We start from the raw sequence: 25,514 nt of genomic DNA on the forward strand, positions 1-25,514 counted from the left end.
GATGGCGAGATTGGGCCCGCTCATGGCGGCGATCTTTGCCGGCTTCCTGCTCATCGGCCTGGCGCTGCCCGTCCTGCCGCTGCATCTGCATGACAGGCTCGGCTTCGGCCCGTTCGCCGTCGGGCTGGTGACGGGCAGCCAGTTCGTCGCCTCGCTGCTGTCGCGCATTGGTGCCGGAAACTATGCTGATCTGCGTGGCGGCAAGCGCGCCGTCGTGGTCGGCCTTGTCGCCGCCGCGCTGGCCGGGCTTATCTATCTCGGCTCGCTGGCCTTGCTCGCTCAGCCGACCGCGTCCGCGACGGTGCTCTTCGTCGGCAGGGCCGTGCTGGGCGCGGCCGAGAGCTTCATCATCACCGGCGGCGTCGCCTGGGGCCTGGCGCTTGCCGGCGGACAGAACTCCGGCAAGGTCATCGCCTGGATCGGCATGGCAATGTTCGCGGCGCTGGCGCTCGGCGCGCCGATCGGGTCCGCGCTCTATGAAGCCGGGGGCTTCGCCGCGATCGCTCTTGCCACAATGGTCCTGCCCCTTGCAACACTGCTCGCCACTCTACCGATGCGCCGCGTCAAGGCCGCCGGCAGCGCCGCGCGGCAGTCCTGGACGAGCGTCGCGCAAGCGGTCTGGCTTCCGGGCGTCGGAGCAGCCCTCAGCAGCCTCGGCTATGGCGCGATCCTGTCCTTCGCAGCGCTGCTCTTTGCCGAGCGCGGCTGGCATCCGGTGTGGCTTCCCTTCACCGCCTATGCGGCATCGCTGATCGCGGCAAGGCTGTGCTTCGGCCACCTGCCGGACAGTCTCGGCGGCGCCCGCGTCGCCGCCATCTTCGTGGTGGTCGAGGCGGCGGGCCTTCTATCGATCTGGCTGGCGCCGGGGCCGCTCGTCGCGGTAATCGGAGCGGGCCTGACCGGGCTCGGCTACTCGCTGGTCTATCCGGGCCTCGGCACCGAGGCGGTCGCCCATCTCCCCGCAAGCAGCCGCGGCCTTGCCATGGGACTCTACACCGTCTTTCTCGACGTGGCGCTCGGCTTCGGCAGCCCGGCGCTCGGCCTGATCGCCGCGTCCGCCGGGCTGCGGTTCGTCTTCCTCGCCGCCGCCGCGGCGGCACTTCCGGCTTTGGCCATCGCGCTCTTGCTTCGCCGCAGGTCAGCCCGGGCAAGGATGTAACGGAAAGCGCGCCGCCGCTAAGCCGTCTCTGCAGGTCGTCAGATCGGCTCTTCGGTCAGCCTCAGTGCCGGGGCACTTCGGCCCACAACCGGGCGGCAAAGCCGCGCTTGTCGAGCACCCAGGTCTCGCCGGTCACCACCGCCTTGCCGTCCAGACATTTGTAGGAATAGAGCGCGTCGTGACCGGTCGCGAAGGCTGGCACGACGTCGGCATTCGGGTTGGTCCTGCAGAATTCGTCCGCGCCGGGATTGTCGCGCGCGGCGTTCATTTTGGCGCAGGGCAGGTTTGCCCCGACGAAGCAGGCCAGCACCTTGCCGTTCATGCAGCGGTAGTTGGCCTGCGCCTGCAGTTCCGATTCCGCCGGCGCGCCCTTGGCGTCCGGAAAGAGCTTCCTGAACGCCTTGACCGTGCCGCCGTAGAGCTCGTGCGAGTAGGCGCGGATCGTATCGTCGTTCTTCACCTGGCGGCACAGTCGATGGAGATTTTGGCCCTTCGCCGCGCTGCCTGAAGCGAGGACCGGGAAGGCGGATGCCGCAAGCAGCACCGAAACGAAAACGCCGATGGTCGAAAGGCAAAATGCACGCATTTTGAACTCCTCGGGAAGGGCGCGCGGCCATTGCCAGCGTCGCGCATGGGATGCCGGCAACCTCCCGCAGCTTGACCGCTGCGATGCCGGGAAGCAATGGGGGTCGCTCGTGACGAGCGGGCGTCGCCAACCTCTGGAACCAAGGCTGTCCCCACGGGTTGAGTTCGGTCGGCCGAGGTCGCAAGGCGTGCAAGCGGCACTTATGGAGGGCCCGGCTTTGAGCATTGTCGAGAGCATCAAGAAAGCAGCGGAGAAGCTGACTGGGATCGCAAGACCGGGCACGTCCAGGCTCGCGGATCTGGTAAGGCAGAGGAAAGCCAATGCGTTCCGCTTCAAGGACGACGGCCTGGTTCCGAACCATCCGTCGTGGCCGCTGATCGTTTACCGCGGCGCCGTGACGTTGCCGGACGATCTCGATCCGGCAGCCGTCTTCGAGGAGCTATTCAAGGCGAATGGCTGGGGCGGCAGCTGGCGCAACGGCATCTACGACTATGTCCACTACCACTCGCGCATCCATGAGGTGCTGGGCATTGCGCGCGGCACGGCCAAGGTGCGCTTCGGCGGCGACAAGGGCCGCGCGCTCACGGTCAAGGCCGGCGACGTCGCGGTCCTGCCGGCCGGCACCGGTCACCAGCGGCTCTCGGCTTCCGACGATTTCCTCGTCGTCGGCGCCTATCCGCCCTCCGGCACCTATGACGAATGCACCAAGCCCGAGCAGCACGCGGAAGCGCTACGCATGATCCCGAAGGTGAGCCGGCCGCGCAACGACCCGGTCTATGGCCGCGACGGACCATTGCTGAAGGCGTGGGGCGAACGCTGAATGCAAGCATCCATCAAGCGTGGCCATCCCCACCTGCGCCTTCAACAAGAAACAGCGGCCGCCGATTTGCAGGCGTAGCGGCGCGCTTTCGCCTACGGATATTGCGTCTTCGTCGGCGCGTAGGTTGCCGGATCGAAATCCAGCTCCTTGGGCAACGGCTGGCTGGAGCATTGCAGGTGCACCTGGCGGGCAAGAAGCCGTCGCTGTTGCTGCTCATGCTCCTTCACGGCTGCCACCATCCCCATGCTGTACGGGCCGAGCAGCACGCCAAAACCCCAGCCGGGGTGCTCCTTTTCGCGCGCGTCGTAGTCCGAGGCCGCAATGCGGGCCTGCTGGCAGTCCGGCGAGGCCCATTTCGGGTCCTGCTGCGACAGCTTCGCTCCGTAGTCGACCGGAGAGGTCACGCATCCAGCCAGCGCCGCGCTGAGCGCGAGGATCATTGCGATTCGCATCCGCAAGCCTTTCCTAATGTGCGGGCGAGAAAACACACACGGAGGCTTCGGGCAAGCATCCGTCGACGGGAACCAAAATCGCTTTCGAGCTGCAACCGGCCTGCGGGACGCGCGTTGTCGAAGCAGCTTACCTCATGGAGCCCACACCAATGCCCGCCAAGCGTTTCTCTCAGCCCGTCGCAATCTTCGTCGGGCTCGGCTTTCCGCGCGAGATAAACACCGTCTTCGAGGCCTATCAGTTTCTCGACGAATGGACGGGCAGCCGCAGCCCGACCTACGCAACGACCCTCGCGCTGTGCCGGGCGGCGGTCGCGGGTGAACAGGATGCCGAAGCCGCACGCGTCGCCTTCGAAGCGTTCGCGAGGTCGCGCGGCATTCTCGCTGCCGAAGCAATGGAACTGGCCGCGGCGCGTGCCGCGCAGGAATGGATGGCGGCGTGATCGATCGCTATCGATCTGTCAAAACTTCCGGCTGACATAAGGCGAACCGCCGAGGCCGAACCGCCACTGCGCCTCCACGCCCTTCGTGATGCCGATCCTGCGTCCGCTCAGGATGGCGGCCGCGTTGGTTTCCGAGGCGGCAAACTCGAAGGGCGGCGCGATGAGCGACAGGCCGTTATGCGAGCCGTCGACACCCATCGCCTGGCAGAGCTTGCCCGGGCCGGAGCAGAGCAGCCTGTCATCGTCGGTTCCCCGCCTTTCGCGCATGGCGGCGATGCCGGACTGCGGCTGGATCGCGCGGATCAGCACCGCGCTGCCCGGCAGGCACACCGCATTCAGGCACCAATGCAAGCCGTAGGAGCGATAGACATAGGCCGTGCCGGGGGCGCCATACATCGGCGCGTTGCGCGGCGTGCGGCCGCGATAGCTGTGCGAGGCCGGATCGTCGGGGCGATAGGCCTCGGTCTCGACAATGATGCCGCCGACGCCGGCGAGGCCGAGCCGCGCGCCGATCAAGGCGCGCGCCACCGTGACGGCTTCGCGCGCGAAGAAATTGTGGTGCTGGTCGGCGTGAGTGCTAGGCGGCATGGCGGTCAACGCTCGTCAGATAGCCATAATCATCCTGCGGCACTGGCCCATCGCGCGTTCGCTGGCGACGCTGGCCGGGTGCCGTTCGATGGCGCGGTGGACCACGTTCTCCAGGAGCGTCTCGATGAGCGCCGCCGCATCGCGCAGATCGAGGTCGGGCGCGATCTCGCGCCGGTGCCGCGCCAGCTGGTTTTTGATGATCCGGTCGCCGACCTCGCGGACCTTTTCCGCGCGATAGCGCCGCGCCAGCGAAGAACCCCAAGCGGGTTCCGCGCGGCTATTGCCTGCGCTGCCGTGCCGGGATTCAAATCCTCGGACCTGCCGAACGATCGACGGCCCTGCTCGCGACGGCAAACACAATCCGCGCCAAGGCAATCCCAATGAGCCCGGCCGCCGCTTTCACGAGCGCATCCTGGAGCCGGGCATGCCGGCCGGGATCGACCGCCTGCAGCAATTCCAATAGGCCGGCCGCGGCGCAGACAAACAGCATTGCGTGCATCAGGCGGGCGCGGAATCCGAAGGCCAAGGCAAGGCCGAACAGGGCATAGGCCAGTGCGCGTTCCATGTTCGCCTCACCGAGATGCGGGCGCATTTGGACGGGTGAGAGGGTGGCAAACGTGATGGCCGCCAGCAGCACGAGGGCGGTAAGACGGGAGATCGAGGTCATTCCCCGCTCATACAAGCGGCAAGCCGGCATAACAATACAGGGCGCTACGCGGCACACGCAAACCGCCAGCGAAAGCTGTCCGGCCGGCCCTGCGCACCGTCTCAGTTCAGCGTTTCATGGAAAAGGTGAACTGCCCTGTCTCTCTGGACCGACGCAATTCCGGCCGGAGAATGCGCCTCCTTTCCAGCCCGCTCACCCCAGCAGATTGCGCGCCGCGCGCATGAAGATCTTCGAACCGATCGGGATCAGGTCGTCCGGGAAATCGTAGTCGGGATTGTGCAGCGCCGGGTAGCGCTCGCCGGCGCCGAGGAAGAACATCGCCGACTTGGCGCTGTGGCCGAAGATGCCGAAATCCTCCGAGGCGCGCATCGGCAAGGCTTCCTCGCCGCGCGACACGCCTTCCTCGTCGAGCGCGCGCTCGAGATGCTGCACAGCGTCCGGCGCGTTGACGCTGGCCACGAAAATCTCGTGATAGTCGTGGCGGACGGAAAGGCCGTGTTGGGCGGCGATTCTTGCCGCCAGCGCCTCCGCCGCTGCAACCAACTCCGCCATGCGCTCGTCGCGGCGGGTGCGCAGGGTCGCCCACACCTCGGCGTAGCCGGGCGCAATGCCGAACACCGCTTCGCCCATCGAGCAATGGGTGACGGTGACCATAGCGAAATCGTCGTCGGCAAAGGTGCCGCGCCCGAGCGCCGGCAATTGAGGCATCAACTCACTGACCGCCAGCATCGGCGAGCTGCCGGTCTCGGGCATGGAGGAATGCGCGGTCTTGCCTTCGAGCACGATCCGCATGCCGCGCGAGGCGCAGTTCACGACGCCGGGTTTGAGCCGCACTTCGCCGAACGGCACGCCCGGCAGATTGTGCAGCGAGAAGGCGAAGTCAGGGTGGATCTCGGAAAAGCGCGGATCGGCGACGACGCGCGCCGCGCCATTGCCGGTCTCTTCCGCCGGCTGAAACATCAGCACCACGCGGCCACGCGCCGGCCTCTGGCGCCCGAACTGGCGGCCGAGCGCAGCCAGGATCGCTGTGTGCCCGTCATGGCCGCACATATGCGACTTGCCCGGCACCTGCGAGGCATGCGCGACGCCCGAAAGCTCATGGATCGGCAGCGCGTCGAGCTCGGAGCGAAACAGCACCGTCGGCCCGGCTTGCCCGCTGTCATAGACCGCCGCCACGCCATGGCCGCCGAGCCCGGTCAGCACCTTGTCCGGCCCGGTATCGGCGAGGAAGTCGACGACCTCCTTCGCCGTATTCTCCTCTTCGTTGGAGATTTCCGGCTGCCGATGCAGCTTGCGCCGCCATTCCGTCAGCTCGACCAGGTCTCGGTTGGTCAGGGTCACGTTCGTCTCCGCGTGGTTTGCAGCTAACACAAACACAATAGGGTTCTGCTCGCGCCGTGCCATGCCGATCAATTCAAATAGTCCATGGGCGAATTCGCTGACGCAGCTTGACACATCCAGCGACTATCCCAACGATTTCCGTTGCCAAAGCTCAAAGCGCTACTAGTCGCGGCGCGCTTGGTCGGGGCGTAGAAATGAGCGGTGCGGGCGAAAACCTCGATCTAAAGGAAATCAACGCAATTCGCGCCTTGCTGGCGTCGAAGCCGCGGCCGGTGGGCTGGGACGAACGCCGGGCGCGGCTCGACGAGGTCGGCTCGTCCTCGCCGGTCGCGGCCGATATCCGATGCGAGGCGGTGACTTTCAACGACCTCGCGTCCGAGTGGTCCTTGGCGCCCGGGTCCGACACGGACAAGGTGCTGCTCTTCTTCCATGGTGGCGGTTACTGCTCCGGCTCGATCACAAGCCATCGTCGAATGGTGACAGAGGCCGGCCGGGCAATGAGAATGCGCACGCTTGCGGTCGGCTATCGGCGCGCGCCGGAACATCCCTTTCCCGCGCAGCACGAAGACGCGCTCGCGGCGTGGCGCTTCCTCGCCGAGCAAGGGATCGCGCCGGATCGCATCGTTGTCGGCGGAGACAGTGCCGGCGGCAATCTCAGCCTGTCACTGGTCGGCCGGTTGCGCGCGGCGGGCGAGCGATTGCCGGGCTGCCTTTGGCTGGTCTCGCCCTGGACGGATCTTTCGATGTCCGGCACGACATTGTCAGCCAAGGACGCGATCGACCCCATCATCCACCGGGCCTATCTGGAGGAACTGGCGGGCGCCTATGTTCCCCATGGTGTGGATCGGCGCGATCCGCTGATCTCGCCCTTGTTTGCCGATCTGACCGGATTTCCTCCAATGCTGATCCAGGTCGGTTCCGCCGAATCGCTGCTGTCGGACGCGACGCGGCTCGCCGAGGCCGCCGGCATAGCGGACGTCGAGGCACGCCTCGAAATCTGGCCGCATATGATTCATGCCTGGCCGGTCTGGAATGCGCAATTGAGCGCCGGACGGCGCGCGCTTCTGAGCGCGGGCAGCTTTGCCCGCGAATTTGTGTAGCCACCGGCGGCCAGGCAGGATTGGCATGTTCCCGACCTGACCGCTTTGATGCCGCGCCTGGCAGCTCGATGTCCCGCCCACTCGCGCCCTGCATTTCGACCATTCAGGTAGAGCTTTGGTTCGCGTGTGAGTTCGCCGAGCCCGGCTCGTCGACGCGAAGTTGTCGGCCGCGAGCCGCTAAGCCTTGAAGCTGAACAACCGGAATAGGTTCGAAGGACTCCTGTAGTGCTCACGCACCTCGCGGAAGCCGGCCCGCCGGCCAAGATTCCGCCAGGAAGACGCCGTCTCAGGGTAATCCATGCTATGCACGTGGGTGGCGAGCAGCAGCCATTCGAGGCTGCTGAGCGCTGAAAAATCTTTGCGCTGCCGTTCCCATCGTCTCATCCAGCCGGCCCGGCTCTCCCACATTTTGCATGTGTTCTCGTAGACCAGAAGTGTCCCGGATGGGCCGACAAGGCGCCGCAGCTGGTGCATGACCTCGAGTTTTTTGTCGAAGCGTAAATGGTGCAAGGACAGGCCGATCCAGGCGAAGTCGACAGGCTCCTCCGAGGCGGTCAGCCACTCTACGAATTCCCCGCGCCGCAGTTCGGCGGCGCATGACAGACCGGCGACATTGGCGGTTGCCTCATCGAGCGCTGTCCGCGACAGGTCGATGCCGACGTAGCGACCGACGGGCAAGCCCTCCAAGGCAGCCGCACTGAACGAGGCGTCTCCGCATGCAAGGTCCAGGAAAGAGAAGCCAGGGCGTTGGTTTTGCAGCAACTGGCGAAGCACCGCATAAGCTTCACGGTGAAACAGGTAGTTGTTGTCCAGAACCTTGCGATAGATGCCCCACATTTCTTGGAACAGGGCAGAGGGGGGCACGGCAACTTCGATCTTGGTGGCGGCAGTCATGGGATCGCTCCTCTCGGTCAGGAGCAATCAAGGTGAAATGCGGGCCGCTAAATGTAGCGAACCGAGGTGCTAAAACTTCCGAAAACTTCCAAAAAACGCCTCATTGCATTAGCGTGAGCTGATGGAGGAGCGGCGCTACAGTTTTGGTCCTTTCTTGCTCGATGCGGGAGCGGGAATGCTTTACCGACGCGGAGTGCCGATTTCGGTAGGCTACCGGGCCATGCTGCTTCTGGAGCGCCTGCTGCGCTCGGCCGGAGTCGTGGTCGGTAAGGACGAACTGCTCGATGCAGCCTGGAACGGACTGGCGGTCGAGGAGGGCAACCTGTCGGTGCAGATCGCCGCCTTGCGCAAGGTCCTGGGCGAGGGGCCCGACGCCTCGCATTCGATCCTGTCGGTCGCGCGCGTGGGCTACCGGCTGACCGGCGAGGTGCGGCTTGACGCAAGCGATACGCGAAACGGTGCAGCCGAAGCGGACGAGGGGCCGTCGATCGCGGTGACCCGTTTTCGCCTGATCGGCGACGATCCCGAAAAGTCCTACTTTGCCGACGGCCTGTCGGAGGACATCATCACCGGCCTGTCGCGGTTGCGAGGTCTGCATGTGCGTGACCGGAGTTCTTCCTTTGCCTATGACCCGCAGCACATCGAGCTCGATCGCCTGCGCCGCGAGCTGAAAGTCCGCTACGTCCTGCAGGGCAGCGTGCGCCAGTCCGGGCAGGCCCTGAGGATCACGGCGACGCTGAGCGATGCCAGCGCGGGTACGCAGGTGTGGGCGGAACGCTTCGATGTCGAGAGCGGCGATTTCCTGGCGTTGCAAGACCAGATCACCCACAAGGTTATGGCTTCGATCGAGCCTCAGCTTTACGAAGCCGAGCGTCTGCGCCTGCATAGCCGTCCCGCCGAGAGGCTCGACGCCTGGGGCTTTGTGATGAAGGCCATGCCCCATGTCTGGACGTGGGGATCCGAGAAAGACCTCGACATGGCCGAGGGTCTGCTCGTCAAGGCGCTTGAGATCGATCCCGATTATGCCCGCGCCAACAGCCTTCTTGCCTGGACGACCGGCGCGCGGGCAGCGCTTGGCCTGACGCCGAAACCCCGTGAGCTGTTGGCCTCCGCTTTGACGAGGGCACAAGCGGCGGTCGTGCGCGATCAGGACGATCCCTGGGCGCATCTTTCGGCCGGCTATGTTCACATGGTGTCGCGAAATTTTCGCTCGGCGGTAGACGAATTGCTGGAGGCGATCGAACGCAATCCTGGGCTCTCGCTCGCGCACTGCATTCTGGGTTCCACCTATGGCTATGGCGACATGGCGGAGGATGGCTTGCATCACCTGGCGATTGCCGCGCGGCTCAGCCCGCGGGATTTCATTCAGGCGGCGATCTTTTCCACCATGGGTATCTGCCACTTCACCGCGGGACGGTTCGATGTGGCGGCCGATCTGGAGCGCCGGGCCGTTCAGCTTCGGCCGGCTTTCGGCACCGCTTGGCGGACTTATGCGGCGACGGCTGCCCTTGCCGGCGATGTCGCCACCGCCGCCGCGGCGTTGAAGGAGGCCCTGCGGCTACAGCCGAACCTCTCGGTGGCCTGGGTCGACGAGCACCACCCCATCGTCAGGCCCGAAAAGCGCGCTCTCTACATCAGCGGACTTCGCATGGCGGGGTTGGCCTAGCTTTGGCTTCAATTGGGTCTTGGTGGTCACGTCGCAGGCCTCGCCTGGCCGATTGCGCACTGCGCCAACAAAGCCATACGATCGAACCATGCCGCACTATCCAGACGCAATGCCCCTGTCGAAGACCCTGTTCGAACGTGCCAGGAAGGTGATGCCGGGCGGGAACACGCGCACCACGGTCTTTGTCGATCCGTTTCCGATCTATGCCTCGCGAGGCGAGGGGTGCAGGGTCTGGGATGTGGACGGCAACGTCTATTACGACTGCATCAACAATTTCACCTCGATGATCCATGGCTACACGCAACCGGATGTGGCCGGCGCGGTGATCGACCAGCTGCCGTTCGGCACGGCCTTCGGTGCGCCGACGGTCAGCGAGATCGAGCTTGCCGAGCTGCTGGTCGAGCGCTTGCCCTCGGTCGACCGGATCCGCTTCGCCAACTCCGGGACCGAGGGGGTGATGATGGCCATCAAGGCCGCGCGCGCCTTCACCGGACGGCCCAAAATCGTCAAGATCGAGGGCGCCTATCACGGCTCCTACGACTTCGCCGAAGTCAGCCTTGACAGTACTCCCGCCAATTGGGGAGACATGCCGAATTCCACGCCCTATGCGAGGGGCACGCCGCGCGGGGTGCTGGACGATGTGATCGCCGTGCCGTTCAACGACAGCGAAGCGCTGCGCGCGGTCTTCGCCGCTGAGCGCGATACCATTGCCGGCGTGCTGATCGATCCCATGCCGAACCGCGCCGGCCTCATTCCGGCGCGGCAGGATTACCTGCACGCCATGGTCGAGATCGCCCATGCGGCGGGTGCCCTGGTCATCTTCGACGAGGTGATTTCCTTCCGCCTCGGCTATTCGGGCGCGCAGGGGCTGTGGGGCATCGAGCCCGACCTGACGGCGCTGGGCAAGATCATCGGCGGAGGCTTTCCCGTGGGTGCCGTCGGCGGCCGGGCCGACATCATGGCGGTGTTCGATCCGACCCAGGGCAAGCCCGCTTTGCCGCATGGCGGCACCTTCACCGCCAATCCGGTGACGATGCGCGCCGGGCTGGCCGCGATGCGGGCGCTGACCAGGGAAAGCTTTGCCCACCTCGATCGCCTCGGCGCTTTGTTGCGCGACGGCATCGCCGCCTCATTGGGCAAGCATGGTCTTGCCGGCCAATGCGTCGGCCTGGGCTCGCTCTTCAAGGTCCATTTCACGTCGCATCCCGTCACGGATTACCGCTCCGTCTATCCCGGCCAGGCCGAACGCAGGAAGCTCGATGCCTTCCACAAGGGCTTGCTTGGCCGCGGCGTCTTGTCGGCCAGCTATGGCCTGTTCGCGCTGTCGACACCGATGACCGAGGCGGACGCCCGCGCCATTCTGCAGGCGATCGACGAGACCCTGGGCGAGATCGCTCGCCAGTCCTGAGACAGGCCGACAGGAGGATCACGGATGACAGCTTCTCCTCATGTGGTGGTGATCGGCGCCGGCACGTTGGGTTTGTGCTCGGCCCTCCACCTTGTCGAACAGGGCGCGCGCGTAACCGTGCTCGAAGGCCAGTCGATCGCCTCCGGATCGAGCGGCAGGTCGGTTGGCGTGGTCGGATCGCAATTTACCGATCCGTTCGAGATCATGCTTCGCGTTCATGCGCTGCGCCGCTTCCGCCAATGGGAGAGCCAGGGGCTTGGCTTCAACCATATCGGCTACCTGCGGCTGGCGCGCACGCAGAAGCAGATGGAGCTGTTTGCAAAGTCGGTGGAACTTCAGGAAGCGGCCGGCCTGCGCTCGCGACTCTATCGTGCGAACGAACTCGCGGAACTCGTGCCGCACATCGACCCGGATGGCCTGGAGGGTGGGCTGTTCGGGCCCGACAATGGCTTCCTCGACCCTCACGAGATGTGCACTTTCCTGGCGCAGGCGGTCCGCACCCAGGGCGGCGAAATCCGTCAGTATCGCAAGCTGCTCGGGGTAAGGCGGCGAGCGCGCAGCTACACGCTGGAGACCAGCGGCGATCCGATCGATTGCGATGTCGTGGTCAATGCGGCAGGAGCCTGGGCGCCTCAGGTCGCCGAACTCTTCGGCCAGCGTCTGCACATTTGGCCCGAGCGTCACGAGGCGGTCGTCATCCATCTCGACGAGCCGCTCGGCTACACGATGCCGATGGTCATGGACCTGGTGAACGGCGAAGGCAGCGGCCTCAATTTCCGCCATGAGAAAAGCACCGAACTGATCGCCGAGATCCACAAGGTGGACTCGCTCGCGCCGGAGGATCCCGACAATTACAACGACCAGTGCGACGAACGATCGAAGGTCAGACTGGCGGAGCTTCTCCTCGAGCGGCTGCCGGACCTGCCGGGCGCGCGGCTTGGCCGGGGCTGGGCCGGCCTTTACCCCGTGACCGCCGACCATCGCCCCTTCGTCGGCCCGATCGATGCTTCCGAGCCGACATTGGTGACCGCCGCCGGCGCCGGCGGCTACGGCATCCAGCTGGCCCCGGTGATCGGGCAGATCGCGGCCGACTGGGTTCTTCACGGCGCCCCGGTTTCCGCGCCCGGCACCGAGAGCCTGCTGCCGTCGGCAGCGCGAAACATTGCTCTTAGGTGATTGAGCGATGGAGCTTGGCGGGATGTCGAAGTCCGTGTCACGCGCCTAGGAGCGCGCCGGCATTCTGCAGGCTCGAAACACTTCTTGGGCCGTCGGCGCTTCGCGCGGAACCATCGGATCGAGAGCAGGTTGGTTGTGCATCTCAGTTTGAGAGACAGTCACAGCTCAAGGGAGAACCCGATGAAACTTCCGTACAGAACCACAGCCGCCGCTGCTGCCTTGCTTTTCATGAGCTTCCCGGTCCTTGCCCAGACAAGTGCTGCGCCGGAGCCCACGCCCATTCCGCAGAAGCCCGGACCGACCGCGACACCGGAAACCAACGCCCAACCCGCAGGTCCGACGCGCGAGGTGATCCGCCAGATGATCGACGACGCGCTCCAGGAGAAGCTGCAGGAAGATCGTTCGGCTGAACAGGGACCCCGGCATGGCGGACGTTGGCACCGCGAAGACAGACAAGCGCGGCGCGACGGCGACAGAATGGCTGGCAGACCTGATCGGATGGGACCGCGCATGATGCACCGCGCCCGTATGCAGGTCATGTTCGCGATAGTGGATGCCGACGGCGACGGCGCACTGTCGCAGGGCGAAGTTCAGGATATCGTCGGCAGGATCTTCAACGCCGCCGACGAGGATGGCGACGGCAGCCTCGACCTGGACGAGCTGCAGTCGTTCATGCATGGCTCCGGTGGCGGGCGCATGCGGTAGCGGCGCCGAAGCACATCCAGCCAGAGCGAGGCATCTTGGCCGCCGCTGTCCATGGAAGCGCATATATGTGACGGCCCGGGATTGAGATATATTGCCGCCATCCTTGGGCGCTGACGTTCTTTGAACGGGGGCATGACATGCAGGCGGTGCCGATAGCTCATCCGGCCGAACAGTCCGCCGCCGCCTCGATACCTTCGCTCTCCGGCTATCCGGCCGCGGTGCTGTGCTGGCTGCTGTCGGCCGGCGTCTATATCGCGGCAAAATGGGTGGCGCCGGAAATGCCGCCCTGGGGACTCTGCTTCTGGCGGCTTGCGCTCGCCTGCGCCATCCTGCTGCCGATCGTGCATCGCCATCACGGCGCGATGATCGCGCTTCTCAAATCCCGGCCGCTGGAGATCGCCGCCGTCGGAGCGATCGGCCTGACGCTCTGCCAGGGCATGATCTACCGCGGCCTCGCCGACACCGACGCGACCACCGCCGGCATCATCATGGCGCTGTCTCCGGTCATGACGATGGTGCTCGCGCGTTTCGTGCTCGGCGAGCCGCTCGGGCTTTGGCAGGCGCTCGGCGCGGTGGTTGCGCTCGCCGGCATGCTGGTGATCGTCGCGCATGGCGACCTGGCGGCGCTGCTTCAGCTACAGTTCAACCTGGGCGAATTGTGGATCGTCGGCAGCGCGTTCTGCTGGGCGCTCTACACCGTGCTGGTGCGCCGGTCCAAATTCGGCATCGAGCTGTTGCCGCTGGTGGTGCTCCTGCTCGGCGCCGGCGCGCTCGTCGCCCTGCCTTTCCATCTGTGGGAACTGGTCAACGACGAACGCTCCGCCTTGAACGCCCATGGCTGGCTCGCGCTCGCCTATCTGGCGGGCCCGGGCGGCGCCCTGATGTACTATCTCTACAATCGCAGCGTGGCGACGCTCGGCGCCAGCCGGGCGAGCATGCTCCTCTATCTGCAGACGATGTTCGTCGCCATCCTCGCCTATCTGCTGCTCGGCGAGAGCCTGCATGACTACGATCTCCTCGGCGCCGCCTTCATCGTCGCCGGCATCGTGCTTGCCACGATGTTGAAGCCGCATGCGGCTCGCGTCGCGTAGCCCGGTGATGGCAAGTGCAAGGAGAGTTTACCGCATCGGCGCGGTCGATCGCCCATGCCCGATGTCCTTCGGGGTTCGAATGACACGGTCTGTCGACACCCTGACACGGGAGCGGCCCGGAGCCCTTGTGGGTTTGGTGGCGAAAGGCAAGGGCCACCGGGCCTAACCGGCGGGGACCTAGTACGGGGACTTCGCTAAGAGGGCACCGGCTGATAGAAATATGCGCTAATGCTAATACAATTGAAACGCATCCCTAAGGACGATGGCCAGACTGGCCAGCTTAGGTAAATATCGGCCGTGCGCTTCGCATGCTCGGCCATTCGGACGACCGAGGCCACGACAAGGCAGCGAAGCAAGCGCCTACCTGATCTGGAATCCGTGGGCCAACGGATCGCGGTCGTCCACAAAGATCGTATTGTGGCCAATAATTTGCGCCCATCCGCCGACGCTTGGCCGAATGCCTTTGAAAGGGCCAACGTCAACCTCCGCCTCGACACGGCCCTCGAAGACAGTGCCGATCAGGCTTTCCTGGCGGAAGCTGTCGCCGACTTTCAGGCGGCCCTTGCCGCGAAGTTGCGCCATGCGCGCCGACCGGATGGATCGGTGGCACAATGACAGCCCGGACGGCGATCTTGTCTGAATGAGCCTCGGATAACGCAAGGGAGAGGTCCGCAAAAGCATGGCCAAGAAGTTTGCGTTTCTCCTGGTGCGCGATTTCACTTTGTCGCCGCTGTCGCTTTTCATCGACACGCTGCGTTTGGCCGGCGACGAGGGCGATCGCAGCCGCAGGGTGGAGTTCGACTGGCAGATCGTCGGCGAGCGCGGCCTGCCGATCCGGGCGAGCTGCGGCGTCGAATTGCTGCCGACCAAGGCGATCGGCAATCCGGAGGATTTCGACAACGTCGTCGTGGTTGGAGGTCTGCTCGACACCAACCGCAATCTCAGCGCTGAAAAGGAGGCCTTCCTTCTGCGGGCCGCCGACAAGGGCGTGCCGATAACCGCGCTGTGCACGGGAAGCTTCGTGCTGGCCCGCTATGGCTTGCTGGACGGCTACAGTGCCGCCGTCAGCTGGTTCCACATCAAGGATTTTCGCGCCGAATTCCCCGATGTGAATGCGCATGCCGACAGCCTCTATTCCGTCGACCGCGGCCGCGCGACATGCGCCGGCGGCACCGGCGCGGCAGACCTTGCCGGTTATTTCGTGTCGCAATTCATCGGTCAGAAGGCGGCGGAAAAGGCCGCCAAGATCCTCGTGCTCGATCGCATCCGCAACATCCGGGACGTGCAGCCCGTCGGCGATCTGTTTCCCGAAGCGTCGAGCCGTGCGGTGAAACGGGCCTTGCTGCTGATGGAAAGCAGCCTGCAGGAAAAGATATCGGTCACCGAGATCGCAAGCCGGTTGAATTGCTCCCGGCGCCAGCTCGAGCGTCTTTTCGCGACCGAGCTGGGCACGAGCCCGATGGCCGCGTACCTGGCGCTCAGGGTTCACTACGCCAAGTCGCTGCTGGAAGGCAGCGACCTGCAGATAGGCGACATCGCCTACAGGTGCGGCTTCGAAAATGCCGGGCACTTCAGCCGGGTATTCCGCCAGCACACCGGCATCACGCCGACCAACCTCAGGCATCCAGGCCGCTTGGCTGCTCAAGCGGCGAAGCAGTGAATTCCTTAAGGCCGATGCGAACAGGGGCTTGGTAGGCTACGAAATCCGCTGCCCGTTCTCGTCCAGCAAAACACAGCCGCTCGGATCGAACCCGACCTCGATGATCTCGCCCTCCCGGACGATGCGGCCGTTGATCGGCGCGTTGGCGCGGATGCTCGTCTTGCCGCCGAAGTCGATCTCGTAAATGGCGCTGCCGCCGAGATAGGAGGTCGAGACGACCCGGCCGGAGAGCCGGTTGCCGCCTGCTGCAGGACCGACCGACAGTTTCTGCGGCCGCACCACCACGGTGATCTTGCTGCCCGGCGCCAGCGGCCGCGGCGACATCACGTTGACCGTCTGGCCAGCGGCAAGCGTCACCGCTATCTGCCCGTCAGATCTGCTGACGGTGCCGGCAAGCATGTTGGCCTTGCCGAGGAAGTCGGCGACGAAGGCGGTGGCGGGCCGCTCATAGACTTCCTCCGGCGTGCCGATCTGCTCGACCGAGCCGGCGTTCATCACCACGATGCGGTCCGACATGGAGAGCGCTTCTTCCTGGTCGTGGGTGACGAAGATGGCGGTGATGCCGGTTGCCTTCTGGATCTTCTTGATCTCGACGCGCATCTCCTCGCGCATGTTGGCGTCGAGCGCCGACAGCGGCTCGTCGAGCAGCAGCACCTGCGGTTCGAAGACGATGGCCCGCGCCAGCGCGATGCGCTGCTGCTGCCCGCCCGACAATTGTGAGGGCAGCTTCTTCTCGCTGCCCGGCAGCCGCACCATGTCGAGCGCCCGGCCGACCCTGCGCGCGATCTCGGGCTTCGGCACGTTGCGATACTTCAGGCCGAAGGCGACATTGTCGAACACGCTCTTGTGCGGGAACAGCGCGTAGCTCTGGAACACCAGGCCGATGTTGCGCTTGTAGATCGGCACGTCGTCGACCCGCCGCCCATCGATCATGATCTGGCCGCCCGAAATGTCGACCAGCCCGGCGATGGAGCGCAGGATCGTCGTCTTGCCGCAGCCCGACGGCCCGAGCAGGGTGACGAAACTGCCCTTGCGGATCGACAGCGAGAAGTCGCGCACCGCGACGAACTTGCCATAGGCGATGTCGATGTCGCGGAACTCGACCGCTTGCTGCTCCGCACTCATGTTGGGAGCTGTGCCGGGTGCCCCGGCCGAGACCGGCCGGGGGCTGAGTGACGCTTCGCTTCTGTCAGGCACCTTTCGCGATCCTGTCCCACTGCTTGGTCCAGGCGTCCTCGTTGGTCGCCCAGTAGACCGGATCGGCGAAGGTCAGCGCCTTCATCGAGCCGGTCTTGTCGAAAGCCGGCAGCTTCTCGATCTTCTCGGTTAGCTTCACCTTGGTCGGGTCGAGCGACGGCGGGTAGCTCTGGCCCTCGGCCACCGCGATCGAGGTCGCCGGATCGAGCATGAAGTTGATCAGCTCTTCGCATTCGGTCATCGGCGAGCCTTTCAGGATCAGCATGTCCTCCATCCAGGCATAGGAGCCCGCCGGATCGAGATAGCCGATCGGATGGCCCTGATCCTGCAGGGCGGCGACGCGGCCCGACCAGGCGTCGGTCACCACGATCTCGCCCTTGGACAACAGGTCCATCAGTTCCGCGCCGGAGCTCCAGAATTTCTTGGCGAGGTCGCGCGTCTCGCGCACCTTGGCCCAGATCGTATCCATGTCTGTGATGTTGTTGGGATCCTGTCCGGTGGCCAAAGCCGCGTACCAGACGCGGGTGGTCATGTCGGCATAGCCGCCGACCTTGCCGGCGTATTTCTTGTCGAGCAGCAGGCCGGCACCCTTTTCCTTCGCCTCCTCGGGCGAGATCACCTTGGTGTTGTAGGCGATGCCGGTGGTGCCGTAGTCGTAGGGCACCGCCGAGAGCTTTGGCGTCAGCTTGCGGAACGGCTCGATCATCGGCTGCAGCACATTCGCCATGTTGGGAATGTTGGCCTCGTTGATCTCCGAGTTCATGCCGGCATTGACGTATTTGATGTAGTAGTTGACGCCGGACGAATGCACGATCTGGAAGTCGCCTGGCTTCGCCGTCTTGATCTTGGTGATGATCTCGTTCTCGTCGCCGAACGTGCCCTGGACCACCTTGATCTTGGTCTTGGCTGTGTAGGGCTGGAAGGCGTATTTGTCGATCGCCTCCTGCACGGTTCCGCCCCAGCCGTCGAAGCGCACCTGCTCGACCGCGGCGAGCGCGCGGCTCATCCACGGCATGGAGAGGCCCGCCGAGGCCGCGGCGGCGGCGGTCAGGCTCAGAAAGGTGCGGCGGCTCAAATCGCCGTTCACGTAGCGGTCATGCAGCCGTTCCAGCCGTTTGGTGGTGGATAGTTTCATTTTGCTTCCTCCTTTGGTTCGCCTCGTCTTCTCAATTTTGTCAGGCTTTGCATGAGAATGCCGCCAATCAGCGGGATGCCGACGGTCACCAGGATCATGACCGTGCCCAGCGCATTGATCTCCGGGCTGATCGAAATCTTCAGCATCGAAAGGATTTGTGTAGGCATGGTCTCGACGCCGGCCGGCCGCCAGAACAGGCTGGCCGAGGTGTTGTCGAACGAGATGGTGAAGGCGAGCAGCGCGCCGGCAACGACCGCCGGGATGAGCAGCGGCAGCGTGATCTCGCGGAAGGACGAGAAGCGCGAGGCGCCGAGCGAAAGCGCGGCCTCCTCATAGACGCGCCGGATGCCCACCATGCGCGCCTGGGTGATCAGCACCACATAGGGCACGGCGAGCAGAATATGGCCGAGCACCAGGAGGAGCAACGTTCGCGGCTGGTCGACCGCCTTGATCAGCACCAGGAGGCCGACGCCCAGAATGGTTTCGGGCACCAGCGCCGGCAGGATCACCAGCGTGCTCAGCGTCTGCTTGCCGGGGAACTCGAAACGCACCAGCGCGAACGAGGTGACGACGCCGATCGCCGTGGTGGCGGCCGCAGTGACCAGGGCGATCCACAGCGACGTTCGGAACGCGGCCAGCACCGCCTCATTGGCCATCAGCTTGCCGTACCATTGCAGCGAAAAGCCGGTCATCGGGAAGCCGCCGAACATCGAGGCGTTGAACGACAGGATGACGGTCGCCGCAATCGGCGCGAACATGAAGATGTAGACGCAGAGCGTGACGAAGCCAGTCAGCCGCCAGGCCCATCTGCCTTCCTCTTTCCGGCGTGCAGGCTTCATCCGCCCAATCCCCTCATCCTCCAAGGCCTTTGACGATCTGCGACATGCCCATGTAGCGGGTGTAGATGGCGGCGAAGAAACCGAGCACGACGAACAGCACGATCGAAAGCGTGGCGCCCATCGGCCAGTTCAGCTCGCTCATGATGGTGTCGTAGATCAGATTGCCGAACAGCGCGTCGCGGCCCGAGCCCAGAAGCTGCGGCGTCACATAGCTGCCGGCGGCAAGCACGAAGCAGAGCAGCAGGCCGGCCGCGAGGCCGGGCAGCGAAAGCGGCAGCGTCACCTCGCGAAACGCCTGCGCACTGGTGCAGCCCATCGAGCGGGCTGCCGCAATCAGCGTGCGGTCGATGCTTTCCAGGCTGACATAGACGTTGAGGATCATGTAGGGCAGCAGGAAATGCAGCAGCCCCATGATCACCGCGCCCTCGGTGTAGAGCATCGGCAGCGGCTCGCTGACAATGCCCAACTTTATGAGCGCCACGTTGATGACGCCCTGTTCGCCGAGAATGTTGATCCAGGAAAAGGTGCGGATGGTGAAGCTGATCCAGAACGGCACGATGAGCAGGAGAAGCAGCAGCCACTTGTGCCTGAAGCTCGTCGCCCAGATGAAATAGGCCGGAAAATAGCCGAGCACGCCGCAGAGCAGCGCGGTGATGGCGCCGACCCGCAGCGTCTTCAACAGGAAGCCGTGATAGTAGCTGTCGGTGAGGAATTCGTGCCAGTTCGCGGTTGTCAGCGCGCTGGTTTCCACGCCGGCGGTGACGAAGGTGAAGAAGGTGTAGACCGACATCACGGCGATCGGCAGCACCAGGAAGAAGATCAAGAGCAGCAGCACCGGCGCGATAAGCATCCAGGCCAGCCGTGGATCATACAAGGTCCATCGATTTTTCATGCGCACCCGAAGGTCCGCGCTTTCTTTGAAGCGCTTCTGTTCCCGCAGCTCAGATTGGGTGATTGGGAGCGCGATGTCTACAGGCGGCGATTGAGCCAGAGAGCCTCCGACTGTTGGCGATCGCGTCGTGCCGTGCCTCCACGCAAACAGTCCAGGCAAGCAAGGGAAAGGGCCCGACATCGGGCCCTTCCCATTCTACCGGACACTCGGTGCGGCTGGATCAGGTAGCGCCAATTGGCGGAGGGAATGACCGCTTTGACCGCCCCTTATTTCAGCCCAATGGTCATGCCGCTGAGATCGGCATTGATCTGCAGGCCTACCTGCCGGCCTGTGAGCTGGAGTTCGGCGCCCTTGTCGTTGGTCATCACGATCACCTGAGCGCCTCTGCCGAGCGCGCCGCCGCCGCCCGCTGCGCCGTACACTCCCGCCACGTCGCGGGCGCGGCGAATGTGGCGCACTGTGCCTTTGAAATAGGTCTTGGAAGCCCCGAAGGCGAGGCCGCCCGAGATGCCCCCGATCGAGATGGGATAGTTGCGACCACGGAAGGTCAGCGTCCCTTCGCCGCCGGCGCCGCCGATGAAGAAGGCCGCCTTATAGATGGAGAAGCGGATCGTGCCGCTGTCGGCGTGAGCAGCGCTGGCAAAGCTCACGCCGACAGCGGCGATGACCGCAATCGCGGCTGAACGAATTCTGGACATGGTGAGACTCCTCGAAAGCGCCGATTGCCCAACCGGCAGGGCACGTCAGCGTTGTATGAAACGATAGCTGAACAGTCTCGCAGGTCTTTTGGTTCCAAGGCTGGCGGATTGAATCCGGTTGCGAGAGGACGCCACGAAAGCAGGCGGCGTAGCGTCGTGTAGCTATCTCGGGGTCTCATCGGCTCGGTCAGCGCCTCCTCCGCGCGCTGCGGACTCAGGCGCCCAATTCTTGCCTGTGCGCCTTGACGAGGTCGGCCATGCTGTCGAAGCGGAAATCCACATTTGGCATGTCGCCGGGGTGCATCGTGGCGCCGAAGCCCTGGTCGGCATGACGGCGATAGATCCAGCACGATGCCAGGCCGACGCGATTGGCGGGAGCGTGATCATGGAACATGCTTTCGGCCGTGTGCAGGACTTGGCTTTTCTCCACCCCGATCGTCGCCAGCTTTTCGAGCATATAGTCGAAGTTGCGGGCGGAGGGCTTGTAGGAGCCGATGTCCTCTGCCGTGTATATCGCGTCGAAGTCGACGCCGAGCTTCTTGTTGCTGAACGAAAAGCTCTTGTTGTCGACGTTGGAAAGGATGATCAGCTTGTAGTGCTGCTTGAGATACCGCAAGGCTTCCGCCGAGTCGGCAAAGGCCGGCCAATCCTTCACGCTTTCGCCATAGGCGATGCATTCCTCCGCGGTGGCGACGACGCCCCATTCCTCGGCAAGCCGCTTGTAGACGATCGACAGAAGATCGCGGTAGCGTCTTGCCGGAGTCCAGTTCTGCTGGCTGGATTCGTGCCGGGCATGCGCCTCGAGGATTTCGTCGCGGCTCAAACGGCCGCCGGCGCGCTCTGTCAGCGGCTTCAGGCCCTCGATCATGCCGGATTCCCAGTCGATGAGCGTGCCGTAGCAGTCGAAGGTCAGGGCCTTGAAATCGGTCAGCTTCATGGATTGCACTCCTTGTTGGTGTCGCGTGATTATCCGGCAGGCTGCTCGCATGAGCTCAGACGCGCCTCGTCCTTCGATGCAGCGCTCCTCGATGCCGTCAGCCAGACACCGAACAGGGTTACCGCCAGGCCGAGGAACATCGCTCTCGATAGCGGTTCGCCGAAGATCAGCCACGCCCAGAGCATCGTCACCGGCGGGCTGAGATAGACCACGCTGCTGACCTGTGCGGCGGTGTAGTGACGCAGGCTCATATAGTAGACGCCGTAGCAGAAGAAGGTCGAGAACAGCACCAGCCACGCCATGCCGAATTGGAAACGCCCATCGAGCGGCGGTGTCAGGCCGCCGTTCCATTCGGCGCAGGCGGCAAAGAGGATCGCCGCCGTCAGGCATTGAATGCACAAGCTCTGATGGATGGGCATATCGATCGTCCTGATCCGCTTCTGCACCACGGTTGCCAGGGCGAACACCAGCATGGAAGCCACCGTGAGGACATAGGCCCAGACCGGTGCTTTGCCGAGACTGAGGCTGTCCAGGGAGACGATAAGGACGCCCGTTACGCCCAGGGCTGTTCCGATCCATTGTCTTGCGCTCAGCCGGTGGCCGAGAATGGGCTGCGACAGCGCCGCGATGGCGAGAGGGACAAGATCGGAGATCAGCGCGACAAGGCCGGTCGGAACGCGCTGGCCGATGGCAAGGGCGAATCCGCCTAGATAGAGGAACATCGTCGCCACGCCGAACGCCATCTGCTGCGCCAAGGCGCGCCCGCTGATGCGCTGCCCGATCAAAAGAGCAAATGGCAGAAGGATAAGTCCGGACAAAAAAGTCCGCCAGAACAGGACCAGCATGACGTCGGCGTTCTCGCTGGCGTAGCGGATGCCGACGAAGCCGGAGCTCCAGCTTAGGACCAGGGCTGCCGCCACGGTCGGCCATACCAGAGGATGAGGCTTGTTCTGCAGAAGCGTCATGGGCTGTCTTTATTCGAGCGGTGCGCCATGCTCCTGAAGCGGATCACCAGCGCTGTCTGGCGCAGACTTATGGCTGCACACTCGCTGCCTTGCACATGACAAATTTCGATAGGCTCATGAAACAGCTACGAACAATGACATAAATATTTGCCCGAAAACCCGCTCTGTGTCAGAGGTTTGGCGCGGTGCTTTCATTGCGAGCGAGGATTGTCATGGCTGGAATTATGAGCCGCCGCCTGGATGTCGATGCCCTGCGGGCGCTGGTCGCGATCGAGAAACATGGCGGTGTCACCCGTGCGGCCGAGGTTCTGGGTTTGTCGCAATCGGCCGTCAGCCACAAGATGAGGCGGCTGGAAGCGAGCCTCGACTGCGAAATCCTCAGCCGGAAGCCAAACGCGCCGCTGTTCACCACGGCCGGGCACGATCTCCTGGGTTATGCGCGGCGCATCCTGGGAATTCATGACGAGGCGGTACTGAGCCTCTCGAAAAGCACGCTGCAAGGCAAGATCGCGCTGGGAATGACCGAGGATACGACCTGCACGGATCTCTCGCGCATTCTTGGCCGGTTCCGCAGGCTTCATCCCGAGGTGAGCGTCCGTACGCAAGTGCGCATGAGCCTCGTCTTGCGGGAGCAGCTCAGCCAGGGGGCCCTTGACGCCGCGATCGTCCAGCTGTTCCAGCACGAGGTTCGCCCTGCCGACATCGTCCTCTACCGCGAGACGCTGCACTGGGTGAAGTCGCCGGATCTGGTCCTGTCGAAGGAAAAGCCGATCCCGTTCCTGTCCTTCGACGAGAACTGCTTCTATCGGCGCTGGGGCCTCGATCTTGGGCAGGACGAGGGAACGGTGTTCGAGACCGTGTTCGAATGCTCCAGCGCAGCCGGTATCATCGCCGGCGTGACCTCCGGGCTCGGCGTCGCGCTCTTGAGCCAGCGGCACCTGCAACCCGGCATGGAGATCGTCGACAAACACTTCCCCAAGCCGCCGGACCTGGCCTATGTGATCAGGCGCGCACGCAACTCCCGAAATCCCGCGCTGGAGACTTTGGTCAGGGAGATCGAAGCCGAAGTCAAACGCTACGGGGCGCTTCAGATCGCCGTTTGAACAGTCGTGCTGGCCAGGAGCGTGACAAGGCCGTCACAGAGCACGCAGCAGCGCGATTCACTGGTATCCTGAAAGAATGCTGGGATGGAATTAGGCATGGCGAAGCTCGTCTTCGGAATGAATCAGTCACTGGACGGCTATGTCGACCACGAGGCATTTGCGCCCGATCCCGCGCTGTTTCGTCACTGGATAGAGCAAGTGCGCGGCCTGACGGGCAGCGTGTACGGCCGTCGCATGTACGAGGTCATGCGCTACTGGGACGAGGACCGTTCCGAGTGGACCCCTGAGCTCCGCGAATTCGCGACGGCGTGGCGGAGCCAGCCGAAGTGGGTCGTGTCGAGCACGCTGCAGTCCGTTGGCCCCAACGCCACGCTTGTCGAAGGCGGCCTGGCGGAGATGATACGTGACCTGAAGGCTCGGCTCGCTGGGGAGATCGCCGTTTCCGGACCGGACCTGGCGCGAAGCCTGACCGACCTCGGGCTTATCGATGAGTATCGTCTCTACATCCATCCCGTCGTGCTTGGTCACGGAAAGCCATTCTTCGCCGGCCCCCGGCCGCCGCTCCGGCTCGTGGCCAGTGATTTGATCGGGGAGGAAGCGATCAGGTTGACTTATGTTCCTGCGTAGGCACGCAACTCCCCGACGGACGGGCGCGTCGGGCGGAGCGCCCGCTCACCTCTCCGCAAACGCGCGGGCGAACGAATCCACCATCGGCCGCGCCAGATACTCGAAGAAGGTCCGGTCGCCGGTGTTGATGAAGGCTTCGACCGGCGTTCCCGGATAGAGTTGCTCCGGCTTGACGCCGGGCGGGAGCGCGTCGGCGATCTTCAGCTTGGCGCGGAAATAGGGTTCGTGGGTAGCCTGGTCGATCAGCCGGTCGGCCGAGATCTGCGTCACCGTCGCCGATACCTCTGGCGTCAGGCGCGCGTTGAGCGCCGACAGCCTGAGCTTTGCCAGCTGGCCGACGCGCACCTGATCGACGTCTTTCGGCCGCAGCTTGGCATCGACGTTGAGGCCCGACGCGGTCGGCAGGATCTCCATGATCTTTTCGCCGGGCGCGATCACGCTGCCTTTCGAATTATAGGTGGAGGACACCACGATGCCCGCCGCCGGCGCCTTGATCGTCGTGCGCTGAAGCACCGCTTCGGCTGCCCTGATCTGCTCCTCGATGTCGGCGAGGTTGGTGCGCACCTCGTCGAGCTTGGTCAGCGCTTCCTCCACGCGCTGCGTGGTCAGTCGCTCGACCTGCACCTGCGCCTCGACGATCTGGCTGTTGGCCCCGGCAAGATTGGCCTCCAGCGCGCCGGCCTGGCCGACCAGATCGGCTTCCGAGCGCAGCAGCTGCGAATATTCGGTGCGGTTGGTGAGGCCCTTGTCGAGCAGGCCTGTCTTGATGCCGAGCTCCTTCTTCACCAGATCGGCCTGCTGCTCGATGGCGAGCTTCTGGGCGTTCAAGCCCACGACCGACTCGCGATGCATGGCGACCCGCTGCGCCATGATCGATTGCTCCGACCGGAACCGGGCGAGCCGGGCGTCGAACTCCTTCTGCTGCTCGCGGATGAGGTTTTGGAAATCCTGCTGGAACGGCGCCGGCGCTGCCTCGGTGATCGGCGCGAGCCTGTTCAGCCCGTCGCGCTCGGCCTCCAGCCGCGCCATGCTCGCCTTGAGCGCGATCGACTGCCTGGTCAGACGGTTGAGCTCGGCTTGCGCGGCCGTCCGGTCGAGCAGGATGAGGTCCTGGCCCTGCTGCACGCGGTCGCCCTCGCGGACCAGCAGCTGCTGGATGATGCCGCCCTCGGGCTGCTGGATGAGGATGTTGCCGCCCGTCGCCGAGATCGTGCCCTGCGTGATCACCGCGCCGGACAGCGGCGCGCTCACCGCCCAATAGCCGAAGCCGCCCGCAAAGAGCGCGATTGCCGCATACCCTATGAAGGCCACGCGCCGGAAGTCGGTGCGCGGCTGTCCATCCCAGGCAAGGCTCTCGATCGTCATCGT

Annotated in this window: 28 protein-coding genes; 12 read left to right on the top strand and 16 right to left on the bottom strand. The window is 64.4% G+C overall.

The features are described 5' to 3' along the window. Nucleotides 1-1,159 (top strand): arabinose transporter (locus EOA79_RS07680; RefSeq protein WP_128292955.1); only part of this gene is annotated, 1,159 nt, incomplete at its 5' end. Nucleotides 1,160-1,220: 61 nt separating this feature from the next. Here the strand turns inward: EOA79_RS07680 and EOA79_RS07685 are convergent. Then, nucleotides 1,221-1,745: a hypothetical protein gene (locus tag EOA79_RS07685; protein ID WP_127335539.1), complete on the bottom strand. Its 525-nt coding sequence runs from the start codon at nt 1,743-1,745 to the stop codon at nt 1,221-1,223. A gap of 217 nt (nt 1,746-1,962) precedes the next feature. Here EOA79_RS07685 and EOA79_RS07690 point away from each other — a divergent pair, with 217 nt between their 5' ends. Further along, nucleotides 1,963-2,565 (top strand): cupin, encoded by a 603-nt coding sequence (locus tag EOA79_RS07690; RefSeq protein ID WP_095824681.1) that lies wholly within the window; start codon nt 1,963-1,965, stop codon nt 2,563-2,565. Between the two features lie 92 nt (nt 2,566-2,657). Here the strand turns inward: EOA79_RS07690 and EOA79_RS07695 are convergent, their stop codons facing one another. Next, a complete protein-coding gene (locus tag EOA79_RS07695) occupies nt 2,658-3,017 on the bottom strand; it encodes a hypothetical protein (protein ID WP_095824602.1) in 360 nt (119 codons plus the stop codon). Between the two features lie 149 nt (nt 3,018-3,166). On the opposite strand from EOA79_RS07695, the gene EOA79_RS07700 reads away from it, so the two are divergent. Further along, on the top strand, nt 3,167-3,457 hold the full coding sequence (locus EOA79_RS07700; protein WP_095783366.1) for a DUF982 domain-containing protein: 291 nt from the start codon (nt 3,167-3,169) through the stop codon (nt 3,455-3,457). A gap of 18 nt (nt 3,458-3,475) precedes the next feature. On the opposite strand, the gene EOA79_RS07705 is transcribed toward EOA79_RS07700, so the two are convergent. From EOA79_RS07705 to EOA79_RS07720, 4 genes are all read right to left on the bottom strand, one after another. After that, nucleotides 3,476-4,045 (bottom strand): DNA-3-methyladenine glycosylase, encoded by a 570-nt coding sequence (locus EOA79_RS07705; protein WP_127335538.1) that lies wholly within the window; start codon nt 4,043-4,045, stop codon nt 3,476-3,478. A gap of 15 nt (nt 4,046-4,060) precedes the next feature. Next, nucleotides 4,061-4,399: a hypothetical protein gene (locus tag EOA79_RS07710; RefSeq protein WP_095824600.1), complete on the bottom strand. Its 339-nt coding sequence runs from the start codon at nt 4,397-4,399 to the stop codon at nt 4,061-4,063. After that, nucleotides 4,350-4,712 carry a VanZ family protein gene (locus EOA79_RS07715; protein ID WP_067321824.1) on the bottom strand — a complete coding sequence of 121 codons (363 nt, stop codon included), beginning with the start codon at nt 4,710-4,712 and terminating at the stop codon, nt 4,350-4,352. Before EOA79_RS07715 ends, EOA79_RS07710 begins: the two co-directional genes overlap by 50 nt. A 192-nt stretch (nt 4,713-4,904) precedes the next feature. After that, a complete protein-coding gene (locus tag EOA79_RS07720) occupies nt 4,905-6,053 on the bottom strand; it encodes an amidohydrolase (protein ID WP_095824680.1) in 1,149 nt (382 codons plus the stop codon). 194 nt (nt 6,054-6,247) lie between these two features. On the opposite strand from EOA79_RS07720, the gene EOA79_RS07725 reads away from it, so the two are divergent. Continuing rightward, nucleotides 6,248-7,153, top strand: a complete 906-nt coding sequence (locus EOA79_RS07725) for an alpha/beta hydrolase (RefSeq protein ID WP_127335537.1) — start codon at nt 6,248-6,250, stop codon at nt 7,151-7,153. 177 nt (nt 7,154-7,330) lie between these two features. Here the strand turns inward: EOA79_RS07725 and EOA79_RS07730 are convergent, their stop codons facing one another. After that, complete coding sequence (locus EOA79_RS07730; RefSeq protein ID WP_067321804.1) at nt 7,331-8,047, bottom strand: class I SAM-dependent methyltransferase; 717 nt, start codon at nt 8,045-8,047, stop codon at nt 7,331-7,333. 175 nt (nt 8,048-8,222) lie between these two features. Here EOA79_RS07730 and EOA79_RS07735 point away from each other — a divergent pair, with 175 nt between their 5' ends. The 5 genes from EOA79_RS07735 to EOA79_RS07755 all read left to right on the top strand — a co-directional run bounded on the left by EOA79_RS07735 (nt 8,223) and on the right by EOA79_RS07755 (nt 14,093). Next, nucleotides 8,223-9,713, top strand: coding sequence for a winged helix-turn-helix domain-containing protein (locus tag EOA79_RS07735; RefSeq protein ID WP_164748385.1), 1,491 nt, complete (start codon nt 8,223-8,225; stop codon nt 9,711-9,713). Between the two features lie 88 nt (nt 9,714-9,801). Next, nucleotides 9,802-11,121: an aspartate aminotransferase family protein gene (locus EOA79_RS07740; protein ID WP_095824597.1), complete on the top strand. Its 1,320-nt coding sequence runs from the start codon at nt 9,802-9,804 to the stop codon at nt 11,119-11,121. Nucleotides 11,122-11,145: 24 nt separating this feature from the next. Then, nucleotides 11,146-12,297, top strand: coding sequence for an FAD-binding oxidoreductase (locus tag EOA79_RS07745; protein WP_095824596.1), 1,152 nt, complete (start codon nt 11,146-11,148; stop codon nt 12,295-12,297). Nucleotides 12,298-12,432: 135 nt separating this feature from the next. Next, nucleotides 12,433-13,002 carry an EF-hand domain-containing protein gene (locus EOA79_RS07750; RefSeq protein ID WP_245322378.1) on the top strand — a complete coding sequence of 190 codons (570 nt, stop codon included), beginning with the start codon at nt 12,433-12,435 and terminating at the stop codon, nt 13,000-13,002. Nucleotides 13,003-13,139: 137 nt separating this feature from the next. Then, entirely contained in the window at nt 13,140-14,093 is a 954-nt protein-coding gene (locus EOA79_RS07755) for an EamA family transporter (RefSeq protein ID WP_095824594.1), read from the top strand. 360 nt (nt 14,094-14,453) lie between these two features. Here EOA79_RS07755 and EOA79_RS07760 read toward each other — a convergent pair whose 3' ends face one another. Continuing rightward, a complete protein-coding gene (locus EOA79_RS07760) occupies nt 14,454-14,837 on the bottom strand; it encodes a proline racemase family protein (protein ID WP_348631103.1) in 384 nt (127 codons plus the stop codon). Here EOA79_RS07760 and EOA79_RS07765 point away from each other — a divergent pair. After that, nucleotides 14,773-15,753: a GlxA family transcriptional regulator gene (locus tag EOA79_RS07765; RefSeq protein WP_066993111.1), complete on the top strand. Its 981-nt coding sequence runs from the start codon at nt 14,773-14,775 to the stop codon at nt 15,751-15,753. The two genes, EOA79_RS07760 and EOA79_RS07765, sit on opposite strands and share 65 nt — an antisense overlap. A gap of 36 nt (nt 15,754-15,789) precedes the next feature. On the opposite strand, the gene EOA79_RS07770 is transcribed toward EOA79_RS07765, so the two are convergent. The 7 genes from EOA79_RS07770 to EOA79_RS07800 all read right to left on the bottom strand — a co-directional run bounded on the left by EOA79_RS07770 (nt 15,790) and on the right by EOA79_RS07800 (nt 22,416). Further along, a complete protein-coding gene (locus EOA79_RS07770) occupies nt 15,790-16,950 on the bottom strand; it encodes an ABC transporter ATP-binding protein (RefSeq protein WP_095824593.1) in 1,161 nt (386 codons plus the stop codon). Further along, nucleotides 16,943-18,085 carry an extracellular solute-binding protein gene (locus EOA79_RS07775; RefSeq protein ID WP_095824592.1) on the bottom strand — a complete coding sequence of 381 codons (1,143 nt, stop codon included), beginning with the start codon at nt 18,083-18,085 and terminating at the stop codon, nt 16,943-16,945. The genes EOA79_RS07770 and EOA79_RS07775 overlap by 8 nt, the downstream gene beginning before the upstream one ends. Then, nucleotides 18,082-18,924 carry an ABC transporter permease gene (locus EOA79_RS07780; RefSeq protein ID WP_082953755.1) on the bottom strand — a complete coding sequence of 281 codons (843 nt, stop codon included), beginning with the start codon at nt 18,922-18,924 and terminating at the stop codon, nt 18,082-18,084. The genes EOA79_RS07775 and EOA79_RS07780 overlap by 4 nt, the downstream gene beginning before the upstream one ends. A gap of 13 nt (nt 18,925-18,937) precedes the next feature. Continuing rightward, nucleotides 18,938-19,774 carry an ABC transporter permease gene (locus EOA79_RS07785; protein ID WP_245322367.1) on the bottom strand — a complete coding sequence of 279 codons (837 nt, stop codon included), beginning with the start codon at nt 19,772-19,774 and terminating at the stop codon, nt 18,938-18,940. A 308-nt stretch (nt 19,775-20,082) separates the two neighbouring features. Next, nucleotides 20,083-20,514, bottom strand: a complete 432-nt coding sequence (locus tag EOA79_RS07790) for a hypothetical protein (protein ID WP_066993122.1) — start codon at nt 20,512-20,514, stop codon at nt 20,083-20,085. A 214-nt stretch (nt 20,515-20,728) separates the two neighbouring features. Further along, entirely contained in the window at nt 20,729-21,451 is a 723-nt protein-coding gene (locus EOA79_RS07795) for a haloacid dehalogenase type II (RefSeq protein WP_095824591.1), read from the bottom strand. A 29-nt stretch (nt 21,452-21,480) separates the two neighbouring features. Continuing rightward, nucleotides 21,481-22,416: a DMT family transporter gene (locus tag EOA79_RS07800; protein WP_127335181.1), complete on the bottom strand. Its 936-nt coding sequence runs from the start codon at nt 22,414-22,416 to the stop codon at nt 21,481-21,483. A gap of 212 nt (nt 22,417-22,628) precedes the next feature. Between EOA79_RS07800 and EOA79_RS07805 the strand changes: the two genes are divergently transcribed. Together EOA79_RS07805 and EOA79_RS07810 are read left to right on the top strand one after the other, a co-directional pair. After that, nucleotides 22,629-23,519 carry a LysR family transcriptional regulator gene (locus EOA79_RS07805; RefSeq protein WP_095824589.1) on the top strand — a complete coding sequence of 297 codons (891 nt, stop codon included), beginning with the start codon at nt 22,629-22,631 and terminating at the stop codon, nt 23,517-23,519. Between the two features lie 96 nt (nt 23,520-23,615). Beyond that, the gene (locus EOA79_RS07810) at nt 23,616-24,146 is read left to right on the top strand and encodes a dihydrofolate reductase family protein (RefSeq protein WP_067322019.1); all 531 of its coding nucleotides are present in this window, start codon (nt 23,616-23,618) and stop codon (nt 24,144-24,146) included. 45 nt (nt 24,147-24,191) lie between these two features. On the opposite strand, the gene EOA79_RS07815 is transcribed toward EOA79_RS07810, so the two are convergent. After that, nucleotides 24,192-25,511 (bottom strand): HlyD family type I secretion periplasmic adaptor subunit, encoded by a 1,320-nt coding sequence (locus EOA79_RS07815; protein ID WP_095824588.1) that lies wholly within the window; start codon nt 25,509-25,511, stop codon nt 24,192-24,194. Between the last annotated feature and the right edge of the window lie 3 nt (nt 25,512-25,514).

The organism is Mesorhizobium sp. M1A.F.Ca.IN.020.03.2.1 (assembly GCF_004023205.1).
Lineage (GTDB): Bacteria > Pseudomonadota > Alphaproteobacteria > Rhizobiales > Rhizobiaceae > Mesorhizobium.

What these genes read in the sequence shown, in the direction of transcription:
- EOA79_RS07700 (WP_095783366.1), top strand. Translation starts at nt 3,167, where the DNA reads ATGCCCGCCAAGCGTTTCTCTCAGCCCGTCGCAATCTTCGTCGGGCTC.
- EOA79_RS07715 (WP_067321824.1), bottom strand. Translation starts at nt 4,712, where the DNA reads ATGACCTCGATCTCCCGTCTTACCGCCCTCGTGCTGCTGGCGGCCATC.
- EOA79_RS07765 (WP_066993111.1), top strand. Translation starts at nt 14,773, where the DNA reads ATGGCCAAGAAGTTTGCGTTTCTCCTGGTGCGCGATTTCACTTTGTCG.
- EOA79_RS07780 (WP_082953755.1), bottom strand. Translation starts at nt 18,924, where the DNA reads ATGAAGCCTGCACGCCGGAAAGAGGAAGGCAGATGGGCCTGGCGGCTG.
- EOA79_RS07790 (WP_066993122.1), bottom strand. Translation starts at nt 20,514, where the DNA reads ATGTCCAGAATTCGTTCAGCCGCGATTGCGGTCATCGCCGCTGTCGGC.
- EOA79_RS07800 (WP_127335181.1), bottom strand. Translation starts at nt 22,416, where the DNA reads ATGACGCTTCTGCAGAACAAGCCTCATCCTCTGGTATGGCCGACCGTG.
- EOA79_RS07810 (WP_067322019.1), top strand. Translation starts at nt 23,616, where the DNA reads ATGGCGAAGCTCGTCTTCGGAATGAATCAGTCACTGGACGGCTATGTC.
- EOA79_RS07740 (WP_095824597.1), top strand. Translation starts at nt 9,802, where the DNA reads ATGCCGCACTATCCAGACGCAATGCCCCTGTCGAAGACCCTGTTCGAA.
- EOA79_RS07755 (WP_095824594.1), top strand. Translation starts at nt 13,140, where the DNA reads ATGCAGGCGGTGCCGATAGCTCATCCGGCCGAACAGTCCGCCGCCGCC.
- EOA79_RS07815 (WP_095824588.1), bottom strand. Translation starts at nt 25,511, where the DNA reads ATGACGATCGAGAGCCTTGCCTGGGATGGACAGCCGCGCACCGACTTC.
- EOA79_RS07735 (WP_164748385.1), top strand. Translation starts at nt 8,223, where the DNA reads ATGCTTTACCGACGCGGAGTGCCGATTTCGGTAGGCTACCGGGCCATG.
- EOA79_RS07705 (WP_127335538.1), bottom strand. Translation starts at nt 4,045, where the DNA reads ATGCCGCCTAGCACTCACGCCGACCAGCACCACAATTTCTTCGCGCGC.
- EOA79_RS07695 (WP_095824602.1), bottom strand. Translation starts at nt 3,017, where the DNA reads ATGCGAATCGCAATGATCCTCGCGCTCAGCGCGGCGCTGGCTGGATGC.
- EOA79_RS07745 (WP_095824596.1), top strand. Translation starts at nt 11,146, where the DNA reads ATGACAGCTTCTCCTCATGTGGTGGTGATCGGCGCCGGCACGTTGGGT.
- EOA79_RS07785 (WP_245322367.1), bottom strand. Translation starts at nt 19,774, where the DNA reads ATGCTTATCGCGCCGGTGCTGCTGCTCTTGATCTTCTTCCTGGTGCTG.
- EOA79_RS07725 (WP_127335537.1), top strand. Translation starts at nt 6,248, where the DNA reads ATGAGCGGTGCGGGCGAAAACCTCGATCTAAAGGAAATCAACGCAATT.
- EOA79_RS07760 (WP_348631103.1), bottom strand. Translation starts at nt 14,837, where the DNA reads ATGAAAAGCGACAGCGGCGACAAAGTGAAATCGCGCACCAGGAGAAAC.
- EOA79_RS07775 (WP_095824592.1), bottom strand. Translation starts at nt 18,085, where the DNA reads ATGAAACTATCCACCACCAAACGGCTGGAACGGCTGCATGACCGCTAC.
- EOA79_RS07795 (WP_095824591.1), bottom strand. Translation starts at nt 21,451, where the DNA reads ATGAAGCTGACCGATTTCAAGGCCCTGACCTTCGACTGCTACGGCACG.
- EOA79_RS07685 (WP_127335539.1), bottom strand. Translation starts at nt 1,745, where the DNA reads ATGCGTGCATTTTGCCTTTCGACCATCGGCGTTTTCGTTTCGGTGCTG.
- EOA79_RS07805 (WP_095824589.1), top strand. Translation starts at nt 22,629, where the DNA reads ATGGCTGGAATTATGAGCCGCCGCCTGGATGTCGATGCCCTGCGGGCG.
- EOA79_RS07730 (WP_067321804.1), bottom strand. Translation starts at nt 8,047, where the DNA reads ATGACTGCCGCCACCAAGATCGAAGTTGCCGTGCCCCCCTCTGCCCTG.